Genomic DNA, 20,842 nt, shown 5'->3' on the forward strand with positions numbered 1-20,842 from the left:
GTCATCGTCGGTGCGGCATTATGCGAGCTGCGCCCGCTTCATCATCATGCGGAAGGCGCGCTCGGCGCGATCCAGAATCGCGCCCTCGTCGTGGCCGACAATCGTGCGCGAGCGCATGAGGACACGGCCGCCGACGATGGTTGTGTCCACGTCCGCGCCATTGGCGAAGCGCGCCAGCCTCTGCAGCGGATGTACCGGCGGCCAGAGGTGCGGCTGGCGCATGTTGACGAGAATGATGTCGGCGCGCTTGCCCGCCTCCAGCGAGCCGATTTCGTTTTCCATCGACAATGCGCGTGCGCCCTCGATGGTCGCCATTTCCAGAAGCTGCATCGGCGGCAAGACGCTGTCGTCGCGGAAATGCCGCGCATGATAGCGGTGCGCCTGAAACATGTTGCGGAACATGTCGAAGGATCGGTCGGGCGCGGCGGCATCCGTTCCGAGCGATACGGTCACGCCGCCTTCCATCAACTCGGTCGCGGGGCAACGGCCTGAAACCGACATCAAGGCGCTCGGATTGTGGGCGACCTTTGCGCCGGTGCGCTTCAGGACCGCCACATCTTCATCGGTCAGATCGATGCAGTGGGCGAGAAGCGAGCTTTGGTCGAAGAGGCCGAGCCGCGCGTCATTGGCGGCGAGGGAGCCGTCGCGATGCCCGTCCTGAACCAAGGCCACCCCTTTCTCCCGCGCCAGATCACGCGTCTTGCATGACAGATCGTATACGCTTTCGTTCTCCAGTTCGCGCGCGTCGAACACTGGAAGGGAAATGGCAAGCTGCAAGCGATCGTGCCGTCCCGCCCAAGTGTCGATCAGTTCAGCGCAGACGGCGAGTTGCGATTCCGGCGAAACTGCGATTTCGGTATACGATCTTTGGATGTAATTGCGGTATATATGAATGGCAGTAGGCCGGTTGGGGCCGACGGCAAGCACCTCCCGCACGCCAATGTCGGCAATGGCAGCCAGATGCGCCTCGGCAGCTTCCGGCACTTCTGTCCGCATGATGTCGGGCCCGCCGCCAAACAGGAGAGCAGCGGTGGTCGTGCCGCATTTTATCCGTTCGCAGGCGGACAAGGCCGCTTCCGCCGCCCAGAATTCGGGATCGGTCGCCTCTGCATAGATGCGGCCAGTCACGGTCATCCACTCTTCGGAATCGTCGCCCAGCCCCTTCGTCAGCGTGTGTCCGGCGTGAGCATGCGTATCGATGAGGCCGGGCATGACGACCATGCCCGAAGCATCGATGCGCTCCACGTCCGGGCCTGCCGCAAGCGCACCGTCGCCGACAGCAACGATCCGGCCGTCTTCGACCAGCACATGCCCTTTGTCGTGAATGCGCCGGTTCTCGCCCATGGTGACAATCACACCGTTTTCAATCAGCAGGTTCTTGGCCATCGAAATCTCCCCCTCCGGTATACCCAAGCGGCTCTTTTTTACGCATACGACGCAAAAAGTGATCCAGCTATCTTGATCTTGTGTACCACACATGTACAGTAATTTCGGGAACAAACGGTATGCAAAAAATACAACAATATGCATGCCAAACGTGGGAGAACCCTATGAAGACCTACATGAAAACCCTTTTGGCGGGGCTTGCCGTCATGGTGCCGCTGGCAACGCCGTCGCTTGCGAACACGCTGCGCTGGTCCTCGGCCGGCGACGTCATTTCATACGACCCCAACGCGCAAGTGGACAGCTTCACCCAGAGCGTCCATCACATGGTGTTCGACCCGCTGGTGCGCCGTAACAAGGACCTCGTGCTCGAGCCGGCGCTCGCCACATCCTGGGAAGTGATCGAGCCGAACCGCTGGCGCTTCAAGCTGCGCCAGGGCGTCAAGTTCCATGAGGGCCAGCCGTTCAATGCCGACGACGTGGTCGCCACCATCCAGCGCCAGATCGACCCCGGCGCGCGCAACCGCGAAAACCTCTCCACCGTAACCGGTGTCGAGAAGGTGGACGAGTATACCGTCGACCTCATACTGCGCGGCCCCTATCCGCTGCTCCTCAACGACCTCGCCGCCATCTACATGATGAGCAAGCCCTGGATGGAGGAGCACGACGCGCTGAAGCCGGGCAATGCTTCGACCGGCGTTGTCACTTACGCCAGCAACCATGCCAACGGCACCGGTGCCTTCAAACTGAAGAGCTACGAGCCGGATTCCCGCTCGGTCTTCGAGGTCAACAAGGGCTGGTGGGACAAGCCGCAGCACAATCTGGACGAAGTCGAGTTTCGCCCAATTGCCTCGGACGCTACTCGCGTCGCGTCGCTGCTTTCCGGTGAAGTCGACATGATCGCGCCCGTACCGCTGCAGGATGCCGATCGCATCGCCGCCACCGAGGGGCTGAAGGTCGTCGAGAACCCGTCGCTGCGCACCATCTTCCTCGTCTTCAGCTACCGGCCGGAGCTTCATGCGGCCCCCGGCAAGCCCAACCCGCTGCTCGACGTGCGTGTGCGTCAGGCCCTGTGGCACGCCATCGACGCGGACACGATCCAGAAGCGGCTGATGCGCGGCAAGTCACGCACGGCCGCCATGCTCGTCGCGCCGGCGGTGACCGGCTACGACAAATCCATCGACGTGCCGCTGCCCTATGACGTCGACAAGGCCAAGGCACTGCTGGCCGAAGCCGGCTATCCAGATGGCTTCAAGACGGGGCTCGGCTGCCCGAACGACCGCTACATCGCCGACGAACAGATATGCCTTGCGGTTGCCTCCATGTGGGCCAAGGTCGGCGTCCAGGCGGAGCTCAGTGTCGAGAGCAAGACGACCTATTTCCCGCGTACCGACAAGGGCGAGTTCGACAGCTATCTTCTCGGCTGGGCCTCCCTGCCACCGATGGACGGCTTCAGCCCACTGCAGGCGCTGCTGGCGACCAATGACGGCGTTTTCGGTGGTAGCAATGCCGACGGGCTTTCCAATCCCGAGATCGACAAGCTGGCCCGTGCCGCTGCCGTGGAACTCGACGAGGCCAAGCGCGTCGACCTGCTGAAGCAGGCCTTCCGCATCACCCATGACCAGGTGCTCTACCTGCCGCTCCACCAGCAGCCGGTTGCCTGGGCGATGAGCGACAAGGTCGACATGCCGCAGTTCCCCGACGAATACGTTCGCCCCTGGTTCGCGCAGATCCGGAAGTAACGGCTTTCTCCCGAGGAACGATCCCGGCCGGCGAAAGCCGGCCGGGATCGCATCGCAAAACCGGCCCTATCCCTCCGCAGGCCGATGACGGCGCGGAGGAGGCGGAGCGAAGCGGCCGGTTTTCCGCCCCATTCGGGCTCGATCGCTCCCGCGCAAGGACTATCCGATGATCAGACTTCTCTCGGTCAGGTTGCTCCAGGCCGTCCTCGTAATGCTTGCCGTGGCGGCCATTGCCTTCGTCATGTTCCGTTTCGTCGGCGATCCCGTCGCCTCCATGGTGCGCGAGGGGGCGACCCAGGCGGAAAAAGACACGCTGCGCGTGGCGCTCGGCCTCGACAGGCCAGTCCTGGTGCAGTTCGTCAATTTCGTCGGCCAGGTGCTGACCGGCGATCTCGGTACAAGTTTTCGCTACCAGCAACCCGTGACGAGCCTGCTGCTCAGCCGTCTTCCCGCCACGCTGGAACTGGTGGTCGTCGCGACCGTGCTGGCGCTTGCCGTTGGCATTCCGCTCGGCGTGCTCTGCGCGCTGAAGCCGAATTCCTTCCTCTCCCGGCTCACGCAGGCCACGACGCTCGTCGGCATTTCCATGCCCACCTTCGTCACGGGCCTGCTTCTGATCCTCATCTTTGCTGTAAACCTGCGCTGGCTGCCGTCCTCCGGGCGCGGCGATCTCGTCGATCTCGGCCTCTGGCAGACGGGTTTCCTCAGTCTTTCGGGCCTGAAATCGTTGATCCTGCCGTCGATCACGCTGGCGCTCTTCCAGCTTACGCTCATCATGCGGCTGGTGCGCTCGGAAATGATCGACGTGCTGTCGTCGGACTATATCCGCTTCGCCTTCGCCCGCGGCCTTCCGCGCGCCTATATCTACCGGCGGCTCGCACTGCGCAACGCGCTGATGCCGGTCGTCACCGTTACGGGCCTCCAGATCGGCCAGCTCATCGCCTTTGCCATCGTCACCGAAACGGTGTTCCAGTGGCCGGGCATGGGCCTACTCTTCACCAATGCCGTCGGGTATCCCGACGTGCCGGTGCTTGCCGCCTACCTGCTCTTCGTCGGCTTCCTCTTCGTCATGATCAATATGATCGTCGACATTCTCTACACCTTCATCGATCCGCGCCTGAGGACACGATAATGGCTACGCAATCCCTGATGCACCGGCTTCCGCCGGTTTCCGTGATGATCGCCGGCCTGGTGCTCTTCATCATGCTGATCCTCGTCCTCTTTGCCCCGCTGATCGCGCCGATGGACCCGCGCGACGTCTCTTCCTATTCGCTGATCGACATGGAAATCCCCCCGGCCTTCATGGAGGGCGGCGACCCGCGCTTCCTGCTCGGCACCGACAACCAGGGTCGCGACCTCGTCTCGGTCATCCTGTTCGGCCTCAGGATCTCCGTCGTCATCGGCCTCGGCGCGGTGCTCTTCGCCGCCACGCTGGGGGTGATGCTGGGCCTGATCGCCGGCTTCTTCGGCGGCATCGCCGACGGCATCGTGATGCGCATCGCCGATGTGCTCGTCAGTTTCCCGACGATCCTCGTTGCGCTACTCATCAGCGGCATCGCACGGGCGCAGCTCAGTGCCGATACGATGCTCACCTGGGCGCCGCTCGTGCTGATCTTTTCCATCGCCGTCAACGAATGGGTGCAATATGCCCGCACGGTACGCGCCTCGACCATGGTGGAGGTCGCGCGCGACTATGTGCGTGCCGCCAAGGTGATCGGCCTGCCGTCCGGCCGGATCATGGGCCGCCACATCCTGCCGAACGTCATGAGTTCGGTGATGGTCATCGCCACCATCAACCTTGCCGGTGCGATCCTGACGGAGGCAACGCTCTCCTTTCTCGGCGCCGGCATGCCGCCGACCTATCCTTCGCTTGGCACGCTGATCCGCATCGGCAACCAGTTCCTGTTCTCCGGCCTCTGGTGGATCGCCGTGATGCCGGCGGCAGTGCTGGTCATCCTCGTTCTCGCCGTCAACGTGATCGGCGACTATCTGCGCGACCGCTTCAACCCGAAACTGATGGCCCGTTGAGATGACCGACACCGCACCCCCCGTCCTCGACATCCGCAACCTCCGCGTCGAATATCCGCTCGCCAACGGCCACACGCTCACGGCCGTCAAGAACATCGACCTCGTGATCCGCCCCGGCGAGATCCACGCCCTCGTCGGCGAATCCGGCGCCGGCAAGACGACGGTCGGCAATGCGCTGATGGGCCTGTTGCAGGCCCCCGGCAAGATCGTCTCCGGTTCCATCGCCATTGCCGGCAAGCCGATCGACCTGCGCACCGGCCGCACCGAAGGCATCGTGCCCGGCCGCGATGTCGGCGCGATTTTCCAGGACCCGATGACGAGCCTCAACCCGCTGTTCACGGTGGAAAGCCAGCTCTGCGAAGGCATGCTTGCACATCTGAAGCTTTCCTCGAAGGAGACGAAGGCGCGGGCGTTGGACCTGCTGAAGGCCGTCGGCCTCCCGGAACCGGAACGCCGCCTTGGCAGCTATCCGCACCAGCTTTCCGGCGGCCAGCGCCAGCGCGTGGTCATCGCCACCGCGCTTGCCTGCGGCCCGAAGCTCATCGTTGCCGACGAGCCGACGACAGCGCTCGACGTTTCCGTGCAGGCGCAAATCCTCAAACTCATCCGCGATCTGGCGGACGAGCGCGGCGTCGGCGTGCTGCTCGTCACCCACAATATGGGCGTCGTCGCCGAGATCGCCGATCGCGTCACCATCATGCAGAACGGCGCGGTCGTCGAAAGCGGCTCCACGCGCGAGGTGCTGACGACCCCGAGGGCCGCCTACGCCCGCACGCTGATCGCCGCGGTGCCGCCGATCGAAACCCGGCTTGAGCGCCTGCCGGTGCCGAGCGAGGAAACGCAGGTGACGCTTGACGCCCGCGCCGCCGTGCGCCGGAAGAGCACGAAGAGCGAAACCGGCAGCCGCGACGACATCGTGCTCTCCGTGCGCGATCTGGCGGTGGAATATGGCGGCCACTCCCTCATCCCCGGCCGCAAAGCCTCCGTCTTCAAGGCGGTCAAGGGCGTCTCCTTCGATGTCCGGCGCGGCGAGATTCTTGGTCTCGTCGGCGAATCCGGCTGCGGCAAGACAACTGTCGCCAACACCATTGCCGGCCTCGTCACCCAGAGTTCGGGTACGATCGACTTTCTCAGCACGGTGCTCGGCGCAAAGCGCGAAAAATCCGTCCGCAAATCCTTGCAGATGGTGTTTCAGGACCCCTATTCGGCGCTGAACCCGCGCCTGCGCATCAATGCCGCCATCGCCGAACCCATCCTGTTCTACAAGCTCGCTTCCAATGCGGATGAGGCCCGGCAGGACGCCAGGACGCTGCTGGAAGCCGTCGGTCTGCCAGCCGATGCCGGCGCGCGTTTCTCGCACGCCTTTTCCGGCGGCCAGCGCCAGCGCATCGCCATCGCCCGTGCGCTCGGGCCGCGGCCGTCGCTGCTCATCTGCGACGAGCCGACATCGGCGCTCGACGTGTCGGTGCAGGCGCAGCTCCTCAACCTCTTGAAAGACCTGCGCGACCTTGCTGGCCTCTCCATGCTGTTCATCAGCCACGACCTCGCGGTGATCCGCCAGATGTGCGACCGCATCGCGGTGATGAAGGCAGGCGAGATCGTCGAGCTTGCCGATACCGAGGCGCTGTTCACTGCGCCGAAGCACGAATACACGAAGGAGCTGCTGCGGCTTGCGCCCTCGCTCGACCGTATCCTTTCGCGGCAGAGCGCCTCGGAATGATCGCCTGCTGATCGAACGGAGACCGCACGTCCAAGGCCGCCAAGGACGGCACCGTCATCGCAATCGACCCCGAACGGCGCATCATCGCCGACGGGTCGGTTGCCAATGAGCACGCCGGGTCGTTGGCGTGGGGCCGACGGGCAACGTTCGTCTGCTTGAAAGATCTTCCCTGAGAGGAATGCCATCCAACCGGACTGGACGGCGCGTGCACTGAGCACGCGGCAAACTGAGTTGCGGCGCCAGCAAACTTTCCTATCGGTTGCTGCTATTCCAATCCCGCGCGGCATGCATGCCCCGCCTCAAAGGCCCAGAACGACCGCTCCCCCCGTCAGCCCTGCTCCGGCGGCGGTCAACAGCAGCCTTTCTCCCGAAACGAGCGGTTTTTCCTGATGCGCAATCGACAGGGAAAGCGCGATGGTCGCGGCGGAAGAATTCCCATAGTCCTCAATCGTTCGCACGGTTCTCTGCGGGTCGATGCCCAGATTGCCGCAGACGGCGTCGAAAATACGCGCGTTCGCCTGATGCGGCACAAAGCGGCCGACATCCATGGCCCCAAGCCCGGCTTGGGCGAGCGCCCGGCTGCCGCAAGATGTCATCATCGCTACTGCCTGCGTAAACATCTCGCGCCCATCGCGCATCGTCATCAGGAAATCTTCCGTCGCCATGCCCGGCGCGAAGGGCCGGTTGCTGCCGCCGGCGGCGATCGAGATCAGATCGTAGCGGCTACCGTCGGAGGCGAGATCGACCCCGAGCAGGCCTTTTTCGGGGTCATCAGAGGGCGCGAGCACGATCGCGCCGGCCGCATCGGCAAAGAGCACGGCACTCGCCCTTTCCGCCGGGTTGATCCGGCGGCTGAGGATATTGGCCGCGACGACGAGCACCGGTTTTCCCTGCGCACGAACAAAGCCGTCGGCGAGCGCCAGTGCGTAAAGGAAGCCCGAACAGGCACCGGCAAGGTCGAGCGCGCCGGAATTGGGGAGCCCGAGCCGATGCGCAAGCAGCGGTGCCGAAGGCGGCAGCAAGTGATCCGGCGTCGAGGTCGCGAGCAAGGTCAGGGCTATGTCGCCCCGAGCCACGGCCGCATCCTCGAGGGCAGCCTCGCCCGCTTGCGCTGCAAGATCTGTGAGGGTATCCCCCGCCTCGACCCAGTGTCGCGCCCGAATGCCCGTCCGGCGCTCGATCCAACCCGGTTCCAGACCGAGTTTCATTTCAATCTCGGCATTTTCGACGCGCCGCGTCGGCACGGCATGGCCGAAGCCGGCAAGGCGGGAGGAGCGGACGACGGTCATAGGTGCCCCGCCGTAAAGACCGATGCCGCCTCATCGATCGCGTCGTATGCCCGATCGAGATCGGCATCCGTCACGCAATAGGGCGGCATCAGATAAATGACATTGCCGAGCGGGCGGATCAAAAGCTTGCGTTCGCGGAAGAAGGCCCTCAGCCTTGGACCGGCCTCCGACAGGTAGCCGCTCACAGGAACATCGAGATCGAGCGCGGCGATGGTGCCTGCCTGGCGGACATCACGGAACCGGGGATCGGCGGCAAAGCGTGCCAATCGTTCCTGCTGTTTCTCCGTGAGCGCGCCAATACGCTCGCGCACCGGCTCCGTCTTCCAGATCGCAAGGTTGGCGACCGCAGCCGCACACGCGATCGGGTTGGCCGTATAGGAGCTCGAATGGAAGAACGTCTTGCGGCGGTCCTCAGAAAGATGGGCGTCGAAGATTTCGGCCGTGCAAAGGGTCGCCGCCAGCGGCAGTGCACCACCGGTCAATCCTTTCGACGTGCATAGAATATCGGGCACTATTCCCGCCTGCTCACAGGCAAAAAGACTACCCGCCCGCCCCCATCCGGTCATCACTTCGTCAGCGATCAGCAGGCTGCCATGACGTTCGGCGATCCGCTTCAGTTCAGCAAGAACGCTGGCGTGGTACATTTTCATTCCGCCGGCGCCGAGGACCAGCGGCTCGATCAGCAATGCCGCCACCTGACCGGCGACGCAGCACGCCTCGAACGCGTCGAGCGTCTCCTGTTCGCGGCCGGCTTCCGGAAACGGCAGCCGGTCGACGGCAAACAGAAGCGGCTGATAAGCGGCGTTGAAGACGCCGCGCTCTCCGGCCGACATCGTGCCGATCGTGTCGCCGTGGTAACCGTGTTCCATCACGCAGATGCGGCCGCGTGGCGCTCCGGCATTGTGGAAGAAGCCAAGCGCCATTTTCAGCGCGACCTCCACTGCGGTCGAGCCGCTGTCGGAGTAGAATACATATTCAAGTCCGGAGGGCGCGATCTCGATCAGGCCCTTCGCAAGCTCCTCCGCCGGCTCATGGGTATATTCGGCGAAGATGACCTGATCATAGGTTTCCGAGGCGTCGCGGATCGCCTCCATGATCGCCGGGTGCCGGTGCCCGTGGGTGATGACCCACCAGGACGAGATCGCGTCGACGATCCGCGAACCGTCCTCGCCGATGAGATAGGCACCTTCCGTCCTTGCGATGCGCGTCATCGCCAGCTCCAGCGCGTGCTGGGTGAACGGATGCCAAACCGGGGAGTGTTTCATGCCAGCGCCTCACGGAAACAATCCATATCGAAACGGTCGCGAAACGCTTGCCTCAGACCGTCCGGCGTCAGCGGATCGAGCCGCGGCAGCCGGCCCAGCGAGCGGACACGCCCGAGCTGAGCGATGATGTTCTCGGTGTCGGCCTGTGCGTCGCCGATGAAGGCGACACCAAGGATCGGGATCGCGCGGTGACGAAGCGCTTCAAGCGACAGCAGTGTGTGATTGATCGTCCCAAGCCCGGTACGGGCGCACAGGATGACGGGCAACTGCCAGTGCGCGAAGAGATCTGCAAACACCGTCCGTTCCGTCAGCGGCACCAGCAGGCCGCCAGCCCCTTCGATGACGAGCGGCAGGTTCGTCTGGGGCGGCGAAAGCCTTTCTGGAATGATGGAGACGCCATCGATCCTGGCCGACAGGTGCGGCGAGGCGGGCGTCGTTAGCCTGTAGCCCTCCGGCAGGATGCGACCGGGCGGTATTCGGCCGAGCCGTCGCACCGTTTCGCTGTCCGTTTCACCGTCGAGACCGGACTGCACCGGCTTCCAGTAGCAGCCCGCAAGTGCATCGGTGAGTGCTGCGGCAAACACAGTCTTGCCGACACCCGTATCCGTGCCGGTAACCACGAAGCGGGGCATCATGGCCGCTCCTCCGCGATCGCGATCTTGAGCCGCTCAAGCATGGACGAAATGGTCGGCCTGTCGACGTTGAGCGTGATCGCGAGCCTTAGGCGCGCGGTGCCTTCGGGAACGGTTGGTGGACGGATCGCCCGGATATCGTAACCTTCCGCCCGCATGCGCGCCGCGATCCTGACCGCACGGCCATTGTCGCCGATCATCACCGGCAAGATCTGCGATCCGCTCCCCGCAACGCCGAGCTTTGCGGCAAGCGCCTCATTGGCAAAGGCGCGCAGCTCTTCGAAATCCACCCGGCGCTGCGGTTCGTCCGCCAGCATTCTCAGTGCCTCGCGAACGGCGACGGCCATAAGCGGCGATGGCGCAGTCGAGTAGATGAAGCCGCGTGCGCGGTTAACGAGATAGTCGCAAAGCACCTGGTTCGCGCCAAGCAGGGCGCCGGAAGACCCGAGCGCCTTGCCGCAGGTGTGCACGACAACGACGTTCTCCCGGCCCTCCAGCTCTGCCGAAAAGCCGCGGCCGCCGCGACCGAAAACACCAGTCGCGTGCGCCTCATCGATCACGAGAAAGCCGTCATGGCGATCTGCGAGTTCGGCGAGTTCCGCCAGAGGCGCCCGGTCACCGTCCATCGAATAGAGACTTTCGACAGCAATCCACGGATGCCCCGTTCCGCCGGCACTGCGCCATTGCCGGAGTGCATTCGCGAAGGCGTCGACGTCGTTGTGCCTGACGGCCAGCGCCTGCGCCTTGCTCGCCGCGATGCCCTCATGGGCGCTCGCATGGATCAGTGCGTCGTGAATGATGATGTCGTCGCGCTGTGGCAGGGTGGAGAACAGCGCGGCATTGGCGGCATAGCCGCTGCCGAAATAGAGCACCCGCTCCGTGCCGAAGAAGTCGGCCGCTTCGGCCTCCAGCGCCTCGTGCTCCGCATGGTTGCCGCGCAGCAGCCGCGATCCGCCGGCGCCGACTGGCACGCCGCAGTCAATCGCGGCGGCGACGGCAGCCTTCAGGCGCGGCGAATTGGCAAGCGCGAGATAGTCGTTCGAGGTGAAATCGACGCCGGCCTGGGCCACGAGCCACCGACGACGCCCCTTGCGGTCGAGCCCCGCCAGCGTCCTCTTGTAGCGGCCGAGGGCCTCCGGGATCATTGGGCCGGCTCCAGCTCCATCGGCTTCAATCCAAGGCGGCGGAAAAGCGCCGCATCGTGATCCTCACCGGGGTTGTCGGCGGTCAAAAGCGTCTCCCCGACGAAGATCGAATTAGCCCCGGCGAAGAAACAGAGCGCTTGCATCTCGTCGGTCATGTCGGTGCGACCGGCCGAAAGACGGACATGGGACTGCGGCATCAGGATGCGGGCGAGCGCGATCGTGCGGACGAAATCGATCGGATCGACCGGCGGCGCATCGGCGAGCTTCGATCCAGGGATCGGAATAAGCATGTTGATCGGCACGCTTTCAGGGGCCATGGGAAGATTGGCGAGCGTCACAAGCACGGAGACACGGTCGTCGACGGTTTCGCCCATCCCCAGGATACCCCCGGCGCAGACCTTGATGCCGGCCTCGCGCACATTGGCGAGCGTTTCGAGACGGTCGGCAAAGGTTCGGGTGGTGATGATCTCGCTGTAGAAGCGTTCGGACGTATCGACATTGTGGTTGTAGTAGTCGAGGCCAGCATCTGCGAGCGACGCCGTCTGCGCCGGCGACAGCATGCCGAGCGTCATGCAGGTCTCCATGCCGAGCGCCTTGACGCCGCCCACCATGGCGACGATCGCCTCCATGTCGCGATCCTTCGGGCTGCGCCAGGCTGCCCCCATGCAATAGCGGGTGGCGCCACCCGCCTTGGCTTTACGGGCCTCCGCGATCACCCTTTCGACTTCCATCAATTTCGAGGCCTTGAGCCCGGTCGGATAGTGCGCCGATTGGCTGCAATAGCCGCAATCCTCCGCGCATCCGCCGGTCTTGATCGACAGCAGCCGGCTCATCTGCACGGCATTCGGATCGAAATGCGCGCGATGGACGGTTTGCGCGCGAAAGAGGAGGTCGTTGAAAGGGAGATTATAGATTTTTCTCGCTTTATCGAGATTTGAGCTCTCATCGGCGGTCGGGGAGTTGGCCGGAACTCCCTCGTTCTGCACACCTGCATCCAGCATAAGTTGATCGCCCTCGTTGTTGCATCGGTATTATAGATAGAATCTGATATTATCTATAATTCTTCCTCGGCAACGGAGACGCAACCAACTGAAGGGCGAGGCAGCAGATGACTTCAACCATAGAAGGTATTGGAAGGGGCTGACTGACTGTCGCGGCTGTCCAACCGGAACCCCAAAACGCTTTAAAAAACAGCGTTCCGAGCGCCGTCCGTCAGCAGACGATAGCAAAGGCATTCCGCGTGGAACCGGAGGCGTTTTTGACCGGTTTCTGCCCGATCCACTGGACATGGCGCTCCAGGACTGCGGCCGCATTTTCGATCTTGCCCTGCCGAAGGAAGGCGAGAATTGCTCGGTGGTCATGGTCCGTCCGCACCTCCCATTCCGACCGCCAGGTCGAAAACAGGAAGCGGGCGCTGACAGCATGCAAATCGTCGATCGCGGCAAGCAGACGTGGCATACCGCACGGCGTCAGTAGCAGCCGGTGAAAGCGCCGGTTCGCCTCCTCCCAGGAGCGCACATCGCGGGAATTGTCGGCGGCGACCGTCGCCTCTTCAGCCAGATCGAGGATCGCCGGCGTCAGGTGCGGGGCCGCATGACGCAGCGCCAGAACTTCGAGCGCGGCGCGCATTTGTGCGACCTCGCGAAGCTCCTTGAGATCGAATGAAGCGACGCGCACGCCACGACGCGGTTCGCTAATGGCGAGACCCTGCGCCTCCAGCCTGCGGAAGGCCTCGCGCACGGGCACGTGGCTCGCCCCAAATTCCTCGGCGATATGGTCCTGCCGGAGTTTCGTGCCTGGCTCCAATTGGCCCGTCACGATCCGGTCAGCAAGGATGCGGCTGATGCGGCTGGCAACTGTATCGTCATTGATTGCGGTCATTTTTTATAGATAATTTGCGGCAGCCTTGTTGTCGAGCCAGCTCAAGGAATGTGAGATGGAGGAAAAACAAATGCCCGAGGACGCCGGACCGCGAAAAGTGAACGCCGAATATGCGATTGAGTACCTCCAGGAGCAACCGGAAGCCGGGCTTTGCTGCGAGGATCGGCGCTGGTGGATTACGCCGAACGCAAACGAAACCGATCAGATGGTCCTTAATCTTGATGCGGCTGAGGCTGAGCGGCTCAAGGATGATCCACGCCTGCGACTCGTCTCCGGAATCGCTCATGCGGGCCGGTCGCTCTGGGTCGTTCGAAGAATGACTTAGCTGTGCGCCATGCTCCAACGTCTCTGAGCGCCAGGCTGTGGGTGCATCCACGGCCTGAGCGTTGTTCCTTGCGGCGGCGTTTTCAACCATCATTCTGCTCCAACACTTGACAGAGTGCGGCTATCGTCGTTCAACTCGTTCATTCACCAGGGGAGTCCCGACAAGGGGCTGAGATATTGCTGGGCGGATCGGCTCTTTCGACCGCAGCGCAATGACCCGTTGAACCTGATCCAGTTCATGCTGGCGTAGGGACGGTGGGAACGACGGCAGTCGCGACAGCTCCTTTTTGCGATCGCGTGGACGGGTCTCTATCTTTCCAGCTCCAGGATCTGGGTCTCCAAATGTCAACGTTGGAGCCAGCCAATGGTTTTTTCAGATGCCGTAGACGAGCCAAACTTCGGGCATAGGCAGCTACACTCACGGACGTTAGCGCGCCGGCGCACGGGTGAATGGTGCTGCAGCGCCGGCCAGGCAACGGCTCGAACGGCTGCCAAATGAGGCCGGTGCTGATCAAGGGAGCGGGTGTCGTCGGCCTTGTCACTGCCTACGAGCTGGCACGACGCGGCATTGAGGTCGACGTTGTCGAACAGGCCCAACACATTGGCGCCGGGGCATCCTGGTTTGCCGGCGGCATGCTGGCGCCCTGGTGTGAGCGCGAAAGTGCCGACGAGAAGGTCGAACGCGTCGGTGCGGCAGCCATTGAGTGGTGGAAGGCGGCGCTGCCCGGCAAAGTCGCGCAAGAGGGCACACTCGTCGTCGCCGCCGCGCGTGACACCCGCGAGCTCGATCGCTTCGCGACACGAACCACCGGACACAGATGGCTTGATGCAGAAGAGATAGCCGAACTGGAACCGGATCTCGCCGGGCGTTTCGCGCGTGCGCTCTACTTCCCCAGGGAAGCCCATCTCGATCCGAGAGAAGCGCTGTCGTCGCTCGGTGACACATTGATGGCCATGGGGGTGCGTTTTCACTTCGGCCAGGCGACCGACGCCACCGTCAGCCACCGTTTCGATTGGCGTATCGATTGCAGTGGCCGTGCCAGGCTCCCGGATGATGCCGCCCTGCGGGGCGTGCGCGGCGAGATGCTCTATCTGCGCACCGGCGACATTCAACTGTCGCGCCCAGTGCGCTTCCTGCATCCACGACACCCCCTCTACGTCGTTCCACGCCGCCAGGGTCTCTTCATGGTCGGCGCAACAATGATCGAGAGCGAAACGTGCGGCCCTATTGCTGCACGCTCGCTGATGGAACTCTTGAACGCCGCCTACGCCCTGCACCCAGCCTTCGGCGAGGCGGAGATCACCGAGACCGGGACTGGTGTTCGCCCTGCCTATCCCGACAACCTGCCGAGGATCACGCGAAGCGGCTCGACCTTTTGCGTGAACGGTCTGTATCGACATGGGTTCCTGCTCTCGCCAGCCCTTGCGCACGACGTTGCCGAATGTCTGCTCAGCCCGAACCACCAATCGGAGTTCCATGATGAAGCTTAACGTCAATGGCGACGAGCACGAGATCGCCTGCTCGACGCTCGCCGAACTGATGGCGGCACTCGACTATGAGGGAAGCTGGCTGGCGACCGCCGTTAACGGCGAACTCGTTCACGCGGCCGACCGCGATGGCTGGCGCCTGCGCGACCATGACCGCATCGAAATCCTCTCACCGATGAAAGGTGGCTGAACATGCTGCAAGTCTACGACACGGAAATCACCTCTCGACTGCTCCTGGGCACAGCAGGCTATCCATCGCCAGCCGTGCTTTCGGACGCCGTGCGGGCTTCACAGACACAAATCGTCACGGTCTCCTTGAGGAGGGAAACGGCCGGCGGCAAAGCGGGCGGTGCGTTTTTCGAACTGATCCGTGAGCTCGGGACGAAAATACTGCCGAACACCGCCGGCTGCCACACCGCCAAGGAGGCGGTCCTGACCGCCAAGATGGCGCGCGAGGTGTTCAGGACGAACTGGATCAAGCTCGAAGTGATCGGCAATCACGACACGCTGCAGCCGGATGTGTTCGCGCTGGTCGAGGCCGCACGGATCCTTTCGAACGAGGGCTTCGAGGTTTTTCCCTACACGACCGACGATCTGGTTGTCGCCGAGCGTCTGCTGGAAGCTGGTTGCCGCGTGTTGATGCCCTGGTGCGCCCCGATCGGCAGTGCCATGGGGCCGCAAAATCTGTCCGCCTTGCGGTCGATGCGCGCGCATTTCCCGGATGTGCCGCTGATTGTCGATGCCGGTATCGGCCGCCCTTCGCATGCAGCGACCGTGATGGAGCTCGGCTTCGATGCGGTGCTCTTAAATACCGCGGTGGCTGGTGCGGGAGATCCCGCCCTGATGGCATCGGGTTTTGCCAGGGCGATCGAGGCCGGTCGCCAGGCTTTTGAAGCCGGTGTGCTCGAACCGCGCGACATGGCCGTCCCCTCCACCCCGGTGATCGGAAAGGCGGTCTTCTCATGAGGCTCGATCCCTTCTACCTCATTGTCGACAGCGCTGGGTGGATCGAACGCCTCGTTCCAATCGGGGTCAGGCTTGTCCAGCTTCGCATCAAGGAGAGACCTGACAGCGAGGTTCGTAGCGACATCCGCATCGCCAGGACCATATGCGACAGACACGGTTGCCAACTTGTCGTCAACGACCATTGGCGCCTAGCGATCGACGAGGGCTGCGATTTCGTCCATCTCGGTCAGGAAGATCTGGCGCAAGCCGACGTGGCCGCGATCCGTGGGGCCGGACTGAAGCTCGGCATCAGCACGCATGACGAGGCCGAACTCGATATCGCGCTCACCGTCAGACCCGACTATGTCGCGCTGGGACCGGTCTATCCGACCGTTCTCAAAGAGATGAAGTGGAGGCCGCAGGGCCTTGCCCGCCTCGCCACATGGAAAGAGAAAATCGGATCGACCCCGCTGGTTGCGATCGGTGGACTGAACATTGAACGCATTGATGGCGTCCTCACCCATGGCGCGGATTGCGCCGCGGTCGTGACCGATATCACACGTAGCCAGGATCCCGAGGGCCGAACAAGACAATGGGTCGCAGCAACCTCAAGATGGCGCATGGCGCCCTCGACCGACAGGGTCTTAGGAAAGCCAGACCGGCCTTCTCCTTGTCCGAAGTAGGGTGCCCAGGAAGGTCCTGGGGCCCTGCTCAGGATGTGGTCGACAGGCAGCTCCCCAACGTCGGAAGCGATCTGCGAGGCTAACGCGGTGCTTCCATAATGTTCTCATGCGAGAGACGGAGAAGGGCTTGCAAGCGTTTGCGGTAGGGTTGGCCGGCGGCATGGCTACGGCTGGCATCACCTTGCGCCAAATGCCCGACAGGGCAATTTCACCCGTTAAGACCGCAAGCAACATCGTAAACCCCATGACGACGCGACGTCATATGGCTAGCGCGGCCGCGTCACCATCCGTTCGTGAAATCCTCCCTCATGTCACTGGAGCGATAAACGCCCGCCTTTTGGCGACAGCCGCACCTGCCCGAGCGCGGATCTTGTCACCATGGTCGGCTTAGGTTGCGTGCCCTGCGGGCTTACCTATAGGGGCGCGGCCCCTCTGGCCTCCCCGCCCTCTGTTCCTTGCCATTAATGGCTGAGACATGCCATTAAAGTTTGAGACGCAAAGCAGCCGCAAGGGCCGCTTTGCGGCGCAAGCAGACATTGCAAGATGCGCAGCAGGCGGCATGCTCCGGTTGCCTCTCCGTCAGGCAGGCCCACACACTTCAGGAGAAATCATGTTTGACCACGTCAAATTCGGAGTCAGCGACTATGCAGCGAGCAAAACGTTCTTCCTCAAGGCACTCGAACCGCTCGGCGTAGCCGTTGTCGCGGAGGGGCCGCCGACGTACGGTGTCGAGCTTAGCCCAAAGGGTAAGGCTTCATTGTGCCTTTACCAGACCGAGGAGAAGCCAGCGCATCTTCACTTGGCGTTCACGGCCGAGAATCGCCAGCAAGTCGAAGCTTTCTATCGCGCGGCTCTGGAGGCGGGTGCTAAAGACAATGGTGCTCCTGGTCTGCGCCCGCACTACCACGCAAACTACTATGCAGCTTTCGTCATTGGTCCGGACGGGCACAACATCGAAGTGGTTTGCCACGAATCCGGGGCCTAACCGTTCCATCAAGGGGGCGAGCGGTGCCCTGGGACCCGAAAAGGGAGATATTTCACCAACCTCACAACTCCGACAGCCGCGATGAACATCAGCTGTCCGACTTCCACACCGACCTTGAAGAAAAGCAAGGCGAACGGGATGTCACTTTCTGGAAGCTCGAGATCCGCCAAAGCACCAGACCAGACCAAACGCACGTTAAAGGATAGTGGCGTGCGGGCAGGAGAATTGCCCGCACGCCACGTCGCAAAGAAGCCAGCTTGGGCGCGGACCTCTACCGGTTCCCTTGCGTGGGGAGGATCGTTGCCCGCTCGAACCGGCCTTCGGCATGGCCGCCCATTCAGCGAGAAATGCATCGCGGCTGCGGGCGGCCTCCTCCTCATCAAGCTTAAAGACCTTGATCGAGGAGAGCTCCGGCAGCTTTACGACGTCGGAAATCTTGATGTCGGTGCGGCTCGGACGGCGAAAGGCCACCGTCAACCGCTCGATCTGCGCGCCTGTTGACAGGTAAGCTTTTGCCTCATACGCTACACATGTATACAGGTATAACTGACCTATCAATAACAAGGGGAACTCACATGCTTCGGTCTTATCTCGCAGGCGCGGTTGTCGGCGCTGCCTCCGTTGCGAGCGCATCTCTTGCCCATGCCGGGCCGATTTTCGACGAGGTCGTCTCGTCGGGGAAGCTTATTTGCCTAGTGAGCCCCAGCGCGCCGGGCTTCTCGGTACCCGACAGCGCCGGCGTGTTCCAGGGATTCAACGCCGACTTCTGCCGCATGGCGGCCGCCGCCGTACTTGGCGACGCGGCCAAGGCCGACATTCGTGGTGTCGGCTTCTCCGACTCTCTCAAAAGCCTCGTGTCGCGTCAGGCGCACATGGCGTCCCGCTCGATCACGGAGACCGGCACTCGGTCCGCGGATCCGGGCCTCGCCTTCGTTGCGACAACCTTCTACGACGGCCAGGGTTTCATGGTGTCGAAGACGCTCGGCGTGACGTCGGCCAAAGACCTGAAGGGCGCGACGATTTGCGCGGAGGATGGCTCGACGACGCTGCTCAACATCGCCGACTGGTTCACAGCTGAGAGCCTCGACTACAAGATTGAAAACATCGCCGACAAGACGGCGCGCCTTCAGGCCTTTTTTGCCGGAAAATGCGACGCCTATGCTTCGGATATGACGGCGCTTGCCGCCGATCGCCAGCTCGCAAAAAATCCGGCCGACTACGAAATCCTCCCGGAAATCATCTCCGCCGAACCACTGACCCTGGTGACCCAACCCGACGAAGCACTCGAAAAGGCCGTGCGCTGGGGCTTCGAGGTCATGCTCAATGCCGACGAGCTCGGCATCAATTCGAGCAACGTGGATGCGACGGTCGCCGCTCTCGACAAGCAGCCAAAGGCCGTCCAGCGCCTCTTCGCCAAGGATGGCACGACCGCGGACATGGCCGCCAAGCTGAAGCTGCCCGCCGACTGGGCCTATCAGGTGATCAAGCAGGTGGGCTCCTATGGAGAAGTGTTCGATCGCCACCTCGGTCCTTCGACACCCTTCGGCCTGAAGCGCGAAGGCAGCCAGAACGCGTCCGCCAGGAACGGTGGTCTCATGTACGCCTATCCGATACGGTGAGGCTACGACTTTCCAGGCAAGGGAAACGGACGGTGGGCGGCAGCGGAACAGACGGCGAGATCGAGGATTTCCTGCCCCTCCGGGCCACCATCGACTGTCCCGGCGGCGGGCGGGTGCTGACGCTCGGCGCTCCCGGTCTGGCGATCGATCATCGTGGCCAAAGCTGGATCGAACCGCGGGGCATCGACGAAATGCTTGATGCCCTGGCCGGCCGCGGCGCCTCTCTCTTCCTGCTGCTGATGCGGGATGGAGATTGCCCCGAAGGATATCGACTGATGCTCCGGCAACGGGTCAAACAGGCAGGCATGGCGTTCGCCGCTCTGCCGATTGACGACTTTTCCACGCCGGGAAGGGCATGGATGAGGGCATGGCGACGCGTGAGCGGACAGGCTTTCGCGCAGTTGGCCGCTGATCGCGCGATCGCCCTGTGCTGCAGCTACGGCGCGGGCAGGAGCGGCATGATTGCGGCGTATATTCTGCATCAATTGGGCCTCTCCGTGGAGGGGGCCCTGTTCAAGGTACGCAGCCAGTTTCCGGAATCGGTCGAAAGTCCCGCTCAGGAAGCCTGGCTGCATACGCAATCCAAGGGCGGCCGCAGCGCTGCCAAGACATCGGAAGGAGCGAAAGCGTGAGCTTGCCGCAAATGTCGAGATCCGGCCCACCGCGTATGGAGGACATGTTGCAGGAGTTGCGGCTGCGCATCTGCGCCACGTCTCCCGACACGCCGATGATGCTGCATGAAGGCAAGCTGGCACAGGAATTCGGCGTCAGCCGCACGCCGATCCGCCAAGTCCTGCAACGGCTGTCCTTCGAGCACCTTCTAGAGACGCGCTCGGGCGTCGGTACGGTGGTCAGCACGCTCGAACAGGCGCAGCGCGACCTTCATTTCTCTATGCTGTCGGACATGCTGCGCCTTTGCACGCGCTGCTGCGCTCCAGCCTATGCCATGCAATCGCGTATCCAGATCGCCGCGATCGGAGAGCTGTCGGCCCACGCCGGCGATATGTCCGTCGAGCGCTACTTCGCCCTCCGCGCACAGTTCCTCAATCTCGTCTCGGGCCTGGTGGAAGATCCGATCGCCGCCGAGGCGCATGCGGCGCTGCATTGGCGAGTAATCCGCTGGCGCATGCAGGCTGCGCGCGACAATGCCGCGGCGGCCTTCGGGGCGCTGCGCGGCACGGTCGCTGCGGTTGCCGAGGCTAAGACGCCGTCCGCGCTTCTTATCTGCCTTGCAGGCGAGTCCAGGGAAACGACATGATCCGGACCAGCGATCCTTTCCTGCGCGCCGTCCGCCTGCCGGAGGGCGTGGCAGGCGAACTTTGGCTTGGGCCGATGCCTGGCCGGTTACGCCCGTTTGCAGAAGATCTGGCCGCGCTTGCGGCGCAGGAGATCTCGCGCATCGTCAGCCTCACTCCGCTTGCGGAAATCGAAGAGAAGGCCCCCGCCTATGCCGCAGCACTCGCCGGGGACACTGGCATTGCCATCAGCTGCTTCCCCATTGCGGATTTCGGCGTCCCCGAAGACGAAGCTGGGTTCTTCGCCCTTGCCCGCCAGACGGCGGCAGAGCTGCGCGACGGTGGAACGATTTTCGTACACTGCGCGGCCGGCATAGGCCGCACAGGAACCGTGGCGACATGCATCCTGCTGGTCCTAGGGCTCAACCCTACGGATGCGCTCGAACGGATTGCCGCTGCCGGCTCCGGCCCCGAGACG

Annotated in this window: 22 protein-coding genes and 1 riboswitch; of the genes, 13 read left to right on the forward strand and 9 right to left on the reverse strand. The window is 63.1% G+C overall.

Features of this window, described 5'->3' with window-relative positions; translation table 11 throughout:
* Positions 1–18: 18 nt before the first annotated feature.
* Positions 19–1,386, reverse strand: coding sequence for an amidohydrolase family protein (locus tag BC360_RS16335; RefSeq protein ID WP_065795944.1), 1,368 nt, complete (start codon positions 1,384–1,386; stop codon positions 19–21).
* Positions 1,387–1,550: 164 nt separating this feature from the next.
* Between BC360_RS16335 and BC360_RS16340 the strand changes: the two genes are divergently transcribed.
* The 4 genes from BC360_RS16340 (at position 1,551) to BC360_RS16355 (ending at position 6,873) form a co-directional block, all read left to right on the forward strand.
* Positions 1,551–3,125, forward strand: coding sequence for an ABC transporter substrate-binding protein (locus BC360_RS16340; protein ID WP_065781997.1), 1,575 nt, complete (start codon positions 1,551–1,553; stop codon positions 3,123–3,125).
* A 166-nt stretch (positions 3,126–3,291) separates the two neighbouring features.
* Positions 3,292–4,257: an ABC transporter permease gene (locus BC360_RS16345; protein WP_065795945.1), complete on the forward strand. Its 966-nt coding sequence runs from the start codon at positions 3,292–3,294 to the stop codon at positions 4,255–4,257.
* Positions 4,257–5,153 (forward strand): ABC transporter permease, encoded by an 897-nt coding sequence (locus BC360_RS16350; protein ID WP_065782001.1) that lies wholly within the window; start codon positions 4,257–4,259, stop codon positions 5,151–5,153. The genes BC360_RS16345 and BC360_RS16350 overlap by 1 nt, the downstream gene beginning before the upstream one ends.
* 1 nt (position 5,154) lies before the next feature.
* On the forward strand, positions 5,155–6,873 hold the full coding sequence (locus tag BC360_RS16355; RefSeq protein ID WP_065782002.1) for a dipeptide ABC transporter ATP-binding protein: 1,719 nt from the start codon (positions 5,155–5,157) through the stop codon (positions 6,871–6,873).
* A 299-nt stretch (positions 6,874–7,172) separates the two neighbouring features.
* Here BC360_RS16355 and BC360_RS16360 read toward each other — a convergent pair whose 3' ends face one another.
* The 7 genes from BC360_RS16360 to BC360_RS32390 all read right to left on the reverse strand — a co-directional run bounded on the left by BC360_RS16360 (position 7,173) and on the right by BC360_RS32390 (position 13,500).
* Complete coding sequence (locus BC360_RS16360; RefSeq protein WP_065782003.1) at positions 7,173–8,162, reverse strand: beta-ketoacyl-ACP synthase III; 990 nt, start codon at positions 8,160–8,162, stop codon at positions 7,173–7,175.
* Entirely contained in the window at positions 8,159–9,427 is a 1,269-nt protein-coding gene (locus tag BC360_RS16365) for an adenosylmethionine--8-amino-7-oxononanoate transaminase (protein ID WP_065795946.1), read from the reverse strand. The genes BC360_RS16360 and BC360_RS16365 overlap by 4 nt, the downstream gene beginning before the upstream one ends.
* On the reverse strand, positions 9,424–10,062 hold the full coding sequence (gene bioD, locus BC360_RS16370; protein WP_065795947.1) for a dethiobiotin synthase: 639 nt from the start codon (positions 10,060–10,062) through the stop codon (positions 9,424–9,426). Before bioD ends, BC360_RS16365 begins: the two co-directional genes overlap by 4 nt.
* Positions 10,059–11,204: an 8-amino-7-oxononanoate synthase gene (locus tag BC360_RS16375; protein ID WP_065795948.1), complete on the reverse strand. Its 1,146-nt coding sequence runs from the start codon at positions 11,202–11,204 to the stop codon at positions 10,059–10,061. The genes bioD and BC360_RS16375 overlap by 4 nt, the downstream gene beginning before the upstream one ends.
* The gene (bioB, locus tag BC360_RS16380) at positions 11,201–12,205 is read right to left on the reverse strand and encodes a biotin synthase BioB (RefSeq protein ID WP_065795949.1); all 1,005 of its coding nucleotides are present in this window, start codon (positions 12,203–12,205) and stop codon (positions 11,201–11,203) included. Before bioB ends, BC360_RS16375 begins: the two co-directional genes overlap by 4 nt.
* 211 nt (positions 12,206–12,416) lie before the next feature.
* Positions 12,417–13,085 (reverse strand): GntR family transcriptional regulator, encoded by a 669-nt coding sequence (locus BC360_RS16385; protein WP_065795950.1) that lies wholly within the window; start codon positions 13,083–13,085, stop codon positions 12,417–12,419.
* Positions 13,069–13,500, reverse strand: coding sequence for a hypothetical protein (locus BC360_RS32390; RefSeq protein ID WP_161952446.1), 432 nt, complete (start codon positions 13,498–13,500; stop codon positions 13,069–13,071). The genes BC360_RS16385 and BC360_RS32390 overlap by 17 nt, the downstream gene beginning before the upstream one ends.
* A gap of 48 nt (positions 13,501–13,548) precedes the next feature.
* Positions 13,549–13,680: riboswitch (TPP riboswitch) on the forward strand.
* Positions 13,681–13,904: 224 nt separating this feature from the next.
* Between BC360_RS32390 and thiO the strand changes: the two genes are divergently transcribed.
* The 5 genes from thiO to BC360_RS16415 all read left to right on the forward strand — a co-directional run bounded on the left by thiO (position 13,905) and on the right by BC360_RS16415 (position 17,510).
* Positions 13,905–14,900 carry a glycine oxidase ThiO gene (gene thiO / locus BC360_RS16395; RefSeq protein WP_065795968.1) on the forward strand — a complete coding sequence of 332 codons (996 nt, stop codon included), beginning with the start codon at positions 13,905–13,907 and terminating at the stop codon, positions 14,898–14,900.
* Positions 14,890–15,087 carry a sulfur carrier protein ThiS gene (thiS, locus tag BC360_RS16400; protein WP_065795951.1) on the forward strand — a complete coding sequence of 66 codons (198 nt, stop codon included), beginning with the start codon at positions 14,890–14,892 and terminating at the stop codon, positions 15,085–15,087. Before thiO ends, thiS begins: the two co-directional genes overlap by 11 nt.
* 2 nt (positions 15,088–15,089) lie before the next feature.
* Positions 15,090–15,863, forward strand: a complete 774-nt coding sequence (locus BC360_RS16405; RefSeq protein WP_065795952.1) for a thiazole synthase — start codon at positions 15,090–15,092, stop codon at positions 15,861–15,863.
* Positions 15,860–16,525 (forward strand): thiamine phosphate synthase, encoded by a 666-nt coding sequence (locus BC360_RS16410; RefSeq protein ID WP_065795953.1) that lies wholly within the window; start codon positions 15,860–15,862, stop codon positions 16,523–16,525. Before BC360_RS16405 ends, BC360_RS16410 begins: the two co-directional genes overlap by 4 nt.
* 610 nt (positions 16,526–17,135) lie before the next feature.
* On the forward strand, positions 17,136–17,510 hold the full coding sequence (locus BC360_RS16415; RefSeq protein WP_065795954.1) for a VOC family protein: 375 nt from the start codon (positions 17,136–17,138) through the stop codon (positions 17,508–17,510).
* A gap of 8 nt (positions 17,511–17,518) precedes the next feature.
* Here BC360_RS16415 and BC360_RS33160 read toward each other — a convergent pair whose 3' ends face one another.
* Positions 17,519–17,890, reverse strand: a complete 372-nt coding sequence (locus tag BC360_RS33160) for a HupE/UreJ family protein (protein WP_139110072.1) — start codon at positions 17,888–17,890, stop codon at positions 17,519–17,521.
* A 195-nt stretch (positions 17,891–18,085) separates the two neighbouring features.
* Between BC360_RS33160 and BC360_RS16430 the strand changes: the two genes are divergently transcribed.
* The 4 genes from BC360_RS16430 to BC360_RS16445 all read left to right on the forward strand — a co-directional run.
* The gene (locus BC360_RS16430) at positions 18,086–19,129 is read left to right on the forward strand and encodes a transporter substrate-binding domain-containing protein (protein WP_065795957.1); all 1,044 of its coding nucleotides are present in this window, start codon (positions 18,086–18,088) and stop codon (positions 19,127–19,129) included.
* 32 nt (positions 19,130–19,161) lie between these two features.
* Positions 19,162–19,761 (forward strand): hypothetical protein, encoded by a 600-nt coding sequence (locus tag BC360_RS16435; protein ID WP_065795958.1) that lies wholly within the window; start codon positions 19,162–19,164, stop codon positions 19,759–19,761.
* A complete protein-coding gene (locus BC360_RS16440) occupies positions 19,758–20,387 on the forward strand; it encodes a GntR family transcriptional regulator (RefSeq protein WP_139110073.1) in 630 nt (209 codons plus the stop codon). Before BC360_RS16435 ends, BC360_RS16440 begins: the two co-directional genes overlap by 4 nt.
* Positions 20,384–20,842: protein-tyrosine phosphatase family protein (locus BC360_RS16445; protein ID WP_065795960.1), on the forward strand; the 459-nt coding region annotated here is incomplete at its 3' end. The genes BC360_RS16440 and BC360_RS16445, both read left to right, overlap by 4 nt.

Origin of the sequence: Ensifer sp. LC163, assembly GCF_001695855.1 — a bacterium.
In the GTDB taxonomy this organism is placed as follows: Bacteria; Pseudomonadota; Alphaproteobacteria; order Rhizobiales; family Rhizobiaceae; genus Ensifer.

Excerpts from the sequence above, each read along its gene's own strand:
- BC360_RS16335 (WP_065795944.1), bottom strand. The coding sequence starts at position 1,386 with ATGGCCAAGAACCTGCTGATTGAAAACGGTGTGATTGTCACCATGGGC.
- BC360_RS16340 (WP_065781997.1), top strand. The coding sequence starts at position 1,551 with ATGAAGACCTACATGAAAACCCTTTTGGCGGGGCTTGCCGTCATGGTG.
- BC360_RS16345 (WP_065795945.1), top strand. The coding sequence starts at position 3,292 with ATGATCAGACTTCTCTCGGTCAGGTTGCTCCAGGCCGTCCTCGTAATG.
- BC360_RS16350 (WP_065782001.1), top strand. The coding sequence starts at position 4,257 with ATGGCTACGCAATCCCTGATGCACCGGCTTCCGCCGGTTTCCGTGATG.
- BC360_RS16355 (WP_065782002.1), top strand. The coding sequence starts at position 5,155 with ATGACCGACACCGCACCCCCCGTCCTCGACATCCGCAACCTCCGCGTC.
- BC360_RS16360 (WP_065782003.1), bottom strand. The coding sequence starts at position 8,162 with ATGACCGTCGTCCGCTCCTCCCGCCTTGCCGGCTTCGGCCATGCCGTG.
- BC360_RS16365 (WP_065795946.1), bottom strand. The coding sequence starts at position 9,427 with ATGAAACACTCCCCGGTTTGGCATCCGTTCACCCAGCACGCGCTGGAG.
- bioD (WP_065795947.1), bottom strand. The coding sequence starts at position 10,062 with ATGATGCCCCGCTTCGTGGTTACCGGCACGGATACGGGTGTCGGCAAG.
- BC360_RS16375 (WP_065795948.1), bottom strand. The coding sequence starts at position 11,204 with ATGATCCCGGAGGCCCTCGGCCGCTACAAGAGGACGCTGGCGGGGCTC.
- bioB (WP_065795949.1), bottom strand. The coding sequence starts at position 12,205 with ATGCTGGATGCAGGTGTGCAGAACGAGGGAGTTCCGGCCAACTCCCCG.
- BC360_RS16385 (WP_065795950.1), bottom strand. The coding sequence starts at position 13,085 with ATGACCGCAATCAATGACGATACAGTTGCCAGCCGCATCAGCCGCATC.
- BC360_RS32390 (WP_161952446.1), bottom strand. The coding sequence starts at position 13,500 with ATGGTTGAAAACGCCGCCGCAAGGAACAACGCTCAGGCCGTGGATGCA.
- thiO (WP_065795968.1), top strand. The coding sequence starts at position 13,905 with ATGAGGCCGGTGCTGATCAAGGGAGCGGGTGTCGTCGGCCTTGTCACT.
- thiS (WP_065795951.1), top strand. The coding sequence starts at position 14,890 with ATGAAGCTTAACGTCAATGGCGACGAGCACGAGATCGCCTGCTCGACG.
- BC360_RS16405 (WP_065795952.1), top strand. The coding sequence starts at position 15,090 with ATGCTGCAAGTCTACGACACGGAAATCACCTCTCGACTGCTCCTGGGC.
- BC360_RS16410 (WP_065795953.1), top strand. The coding sequence starts at position 15,860 with ATGAGGCTCGATCCCTTCTACCTCATTGTCGACAGCGCTGGGTGGATC.
- BC360_RS16415 (WP_065795954.1), top strand. The coding sequence starts at position 17,136 with ATGTTTGACCACGTCAAATTCGGAGTCAGCGACTATGCAGCGAGCAAA.
- BC360_RS33160 (WP_139110072.1), bottom strand. The coding sequence starts at position 17,890 with ATGAGGAGGAGGCCGCCCGCAGCCGCGATGCATTTCTCGCTGAATGGG.
- BC360_RS16430 (WP_065795957.1), top strand. The coding sequence starts at position 18,086 with ATGCTTCGGTCTTATCTCGCAGGCGCGGTTGTCGGCGCTGCCTCCGTT.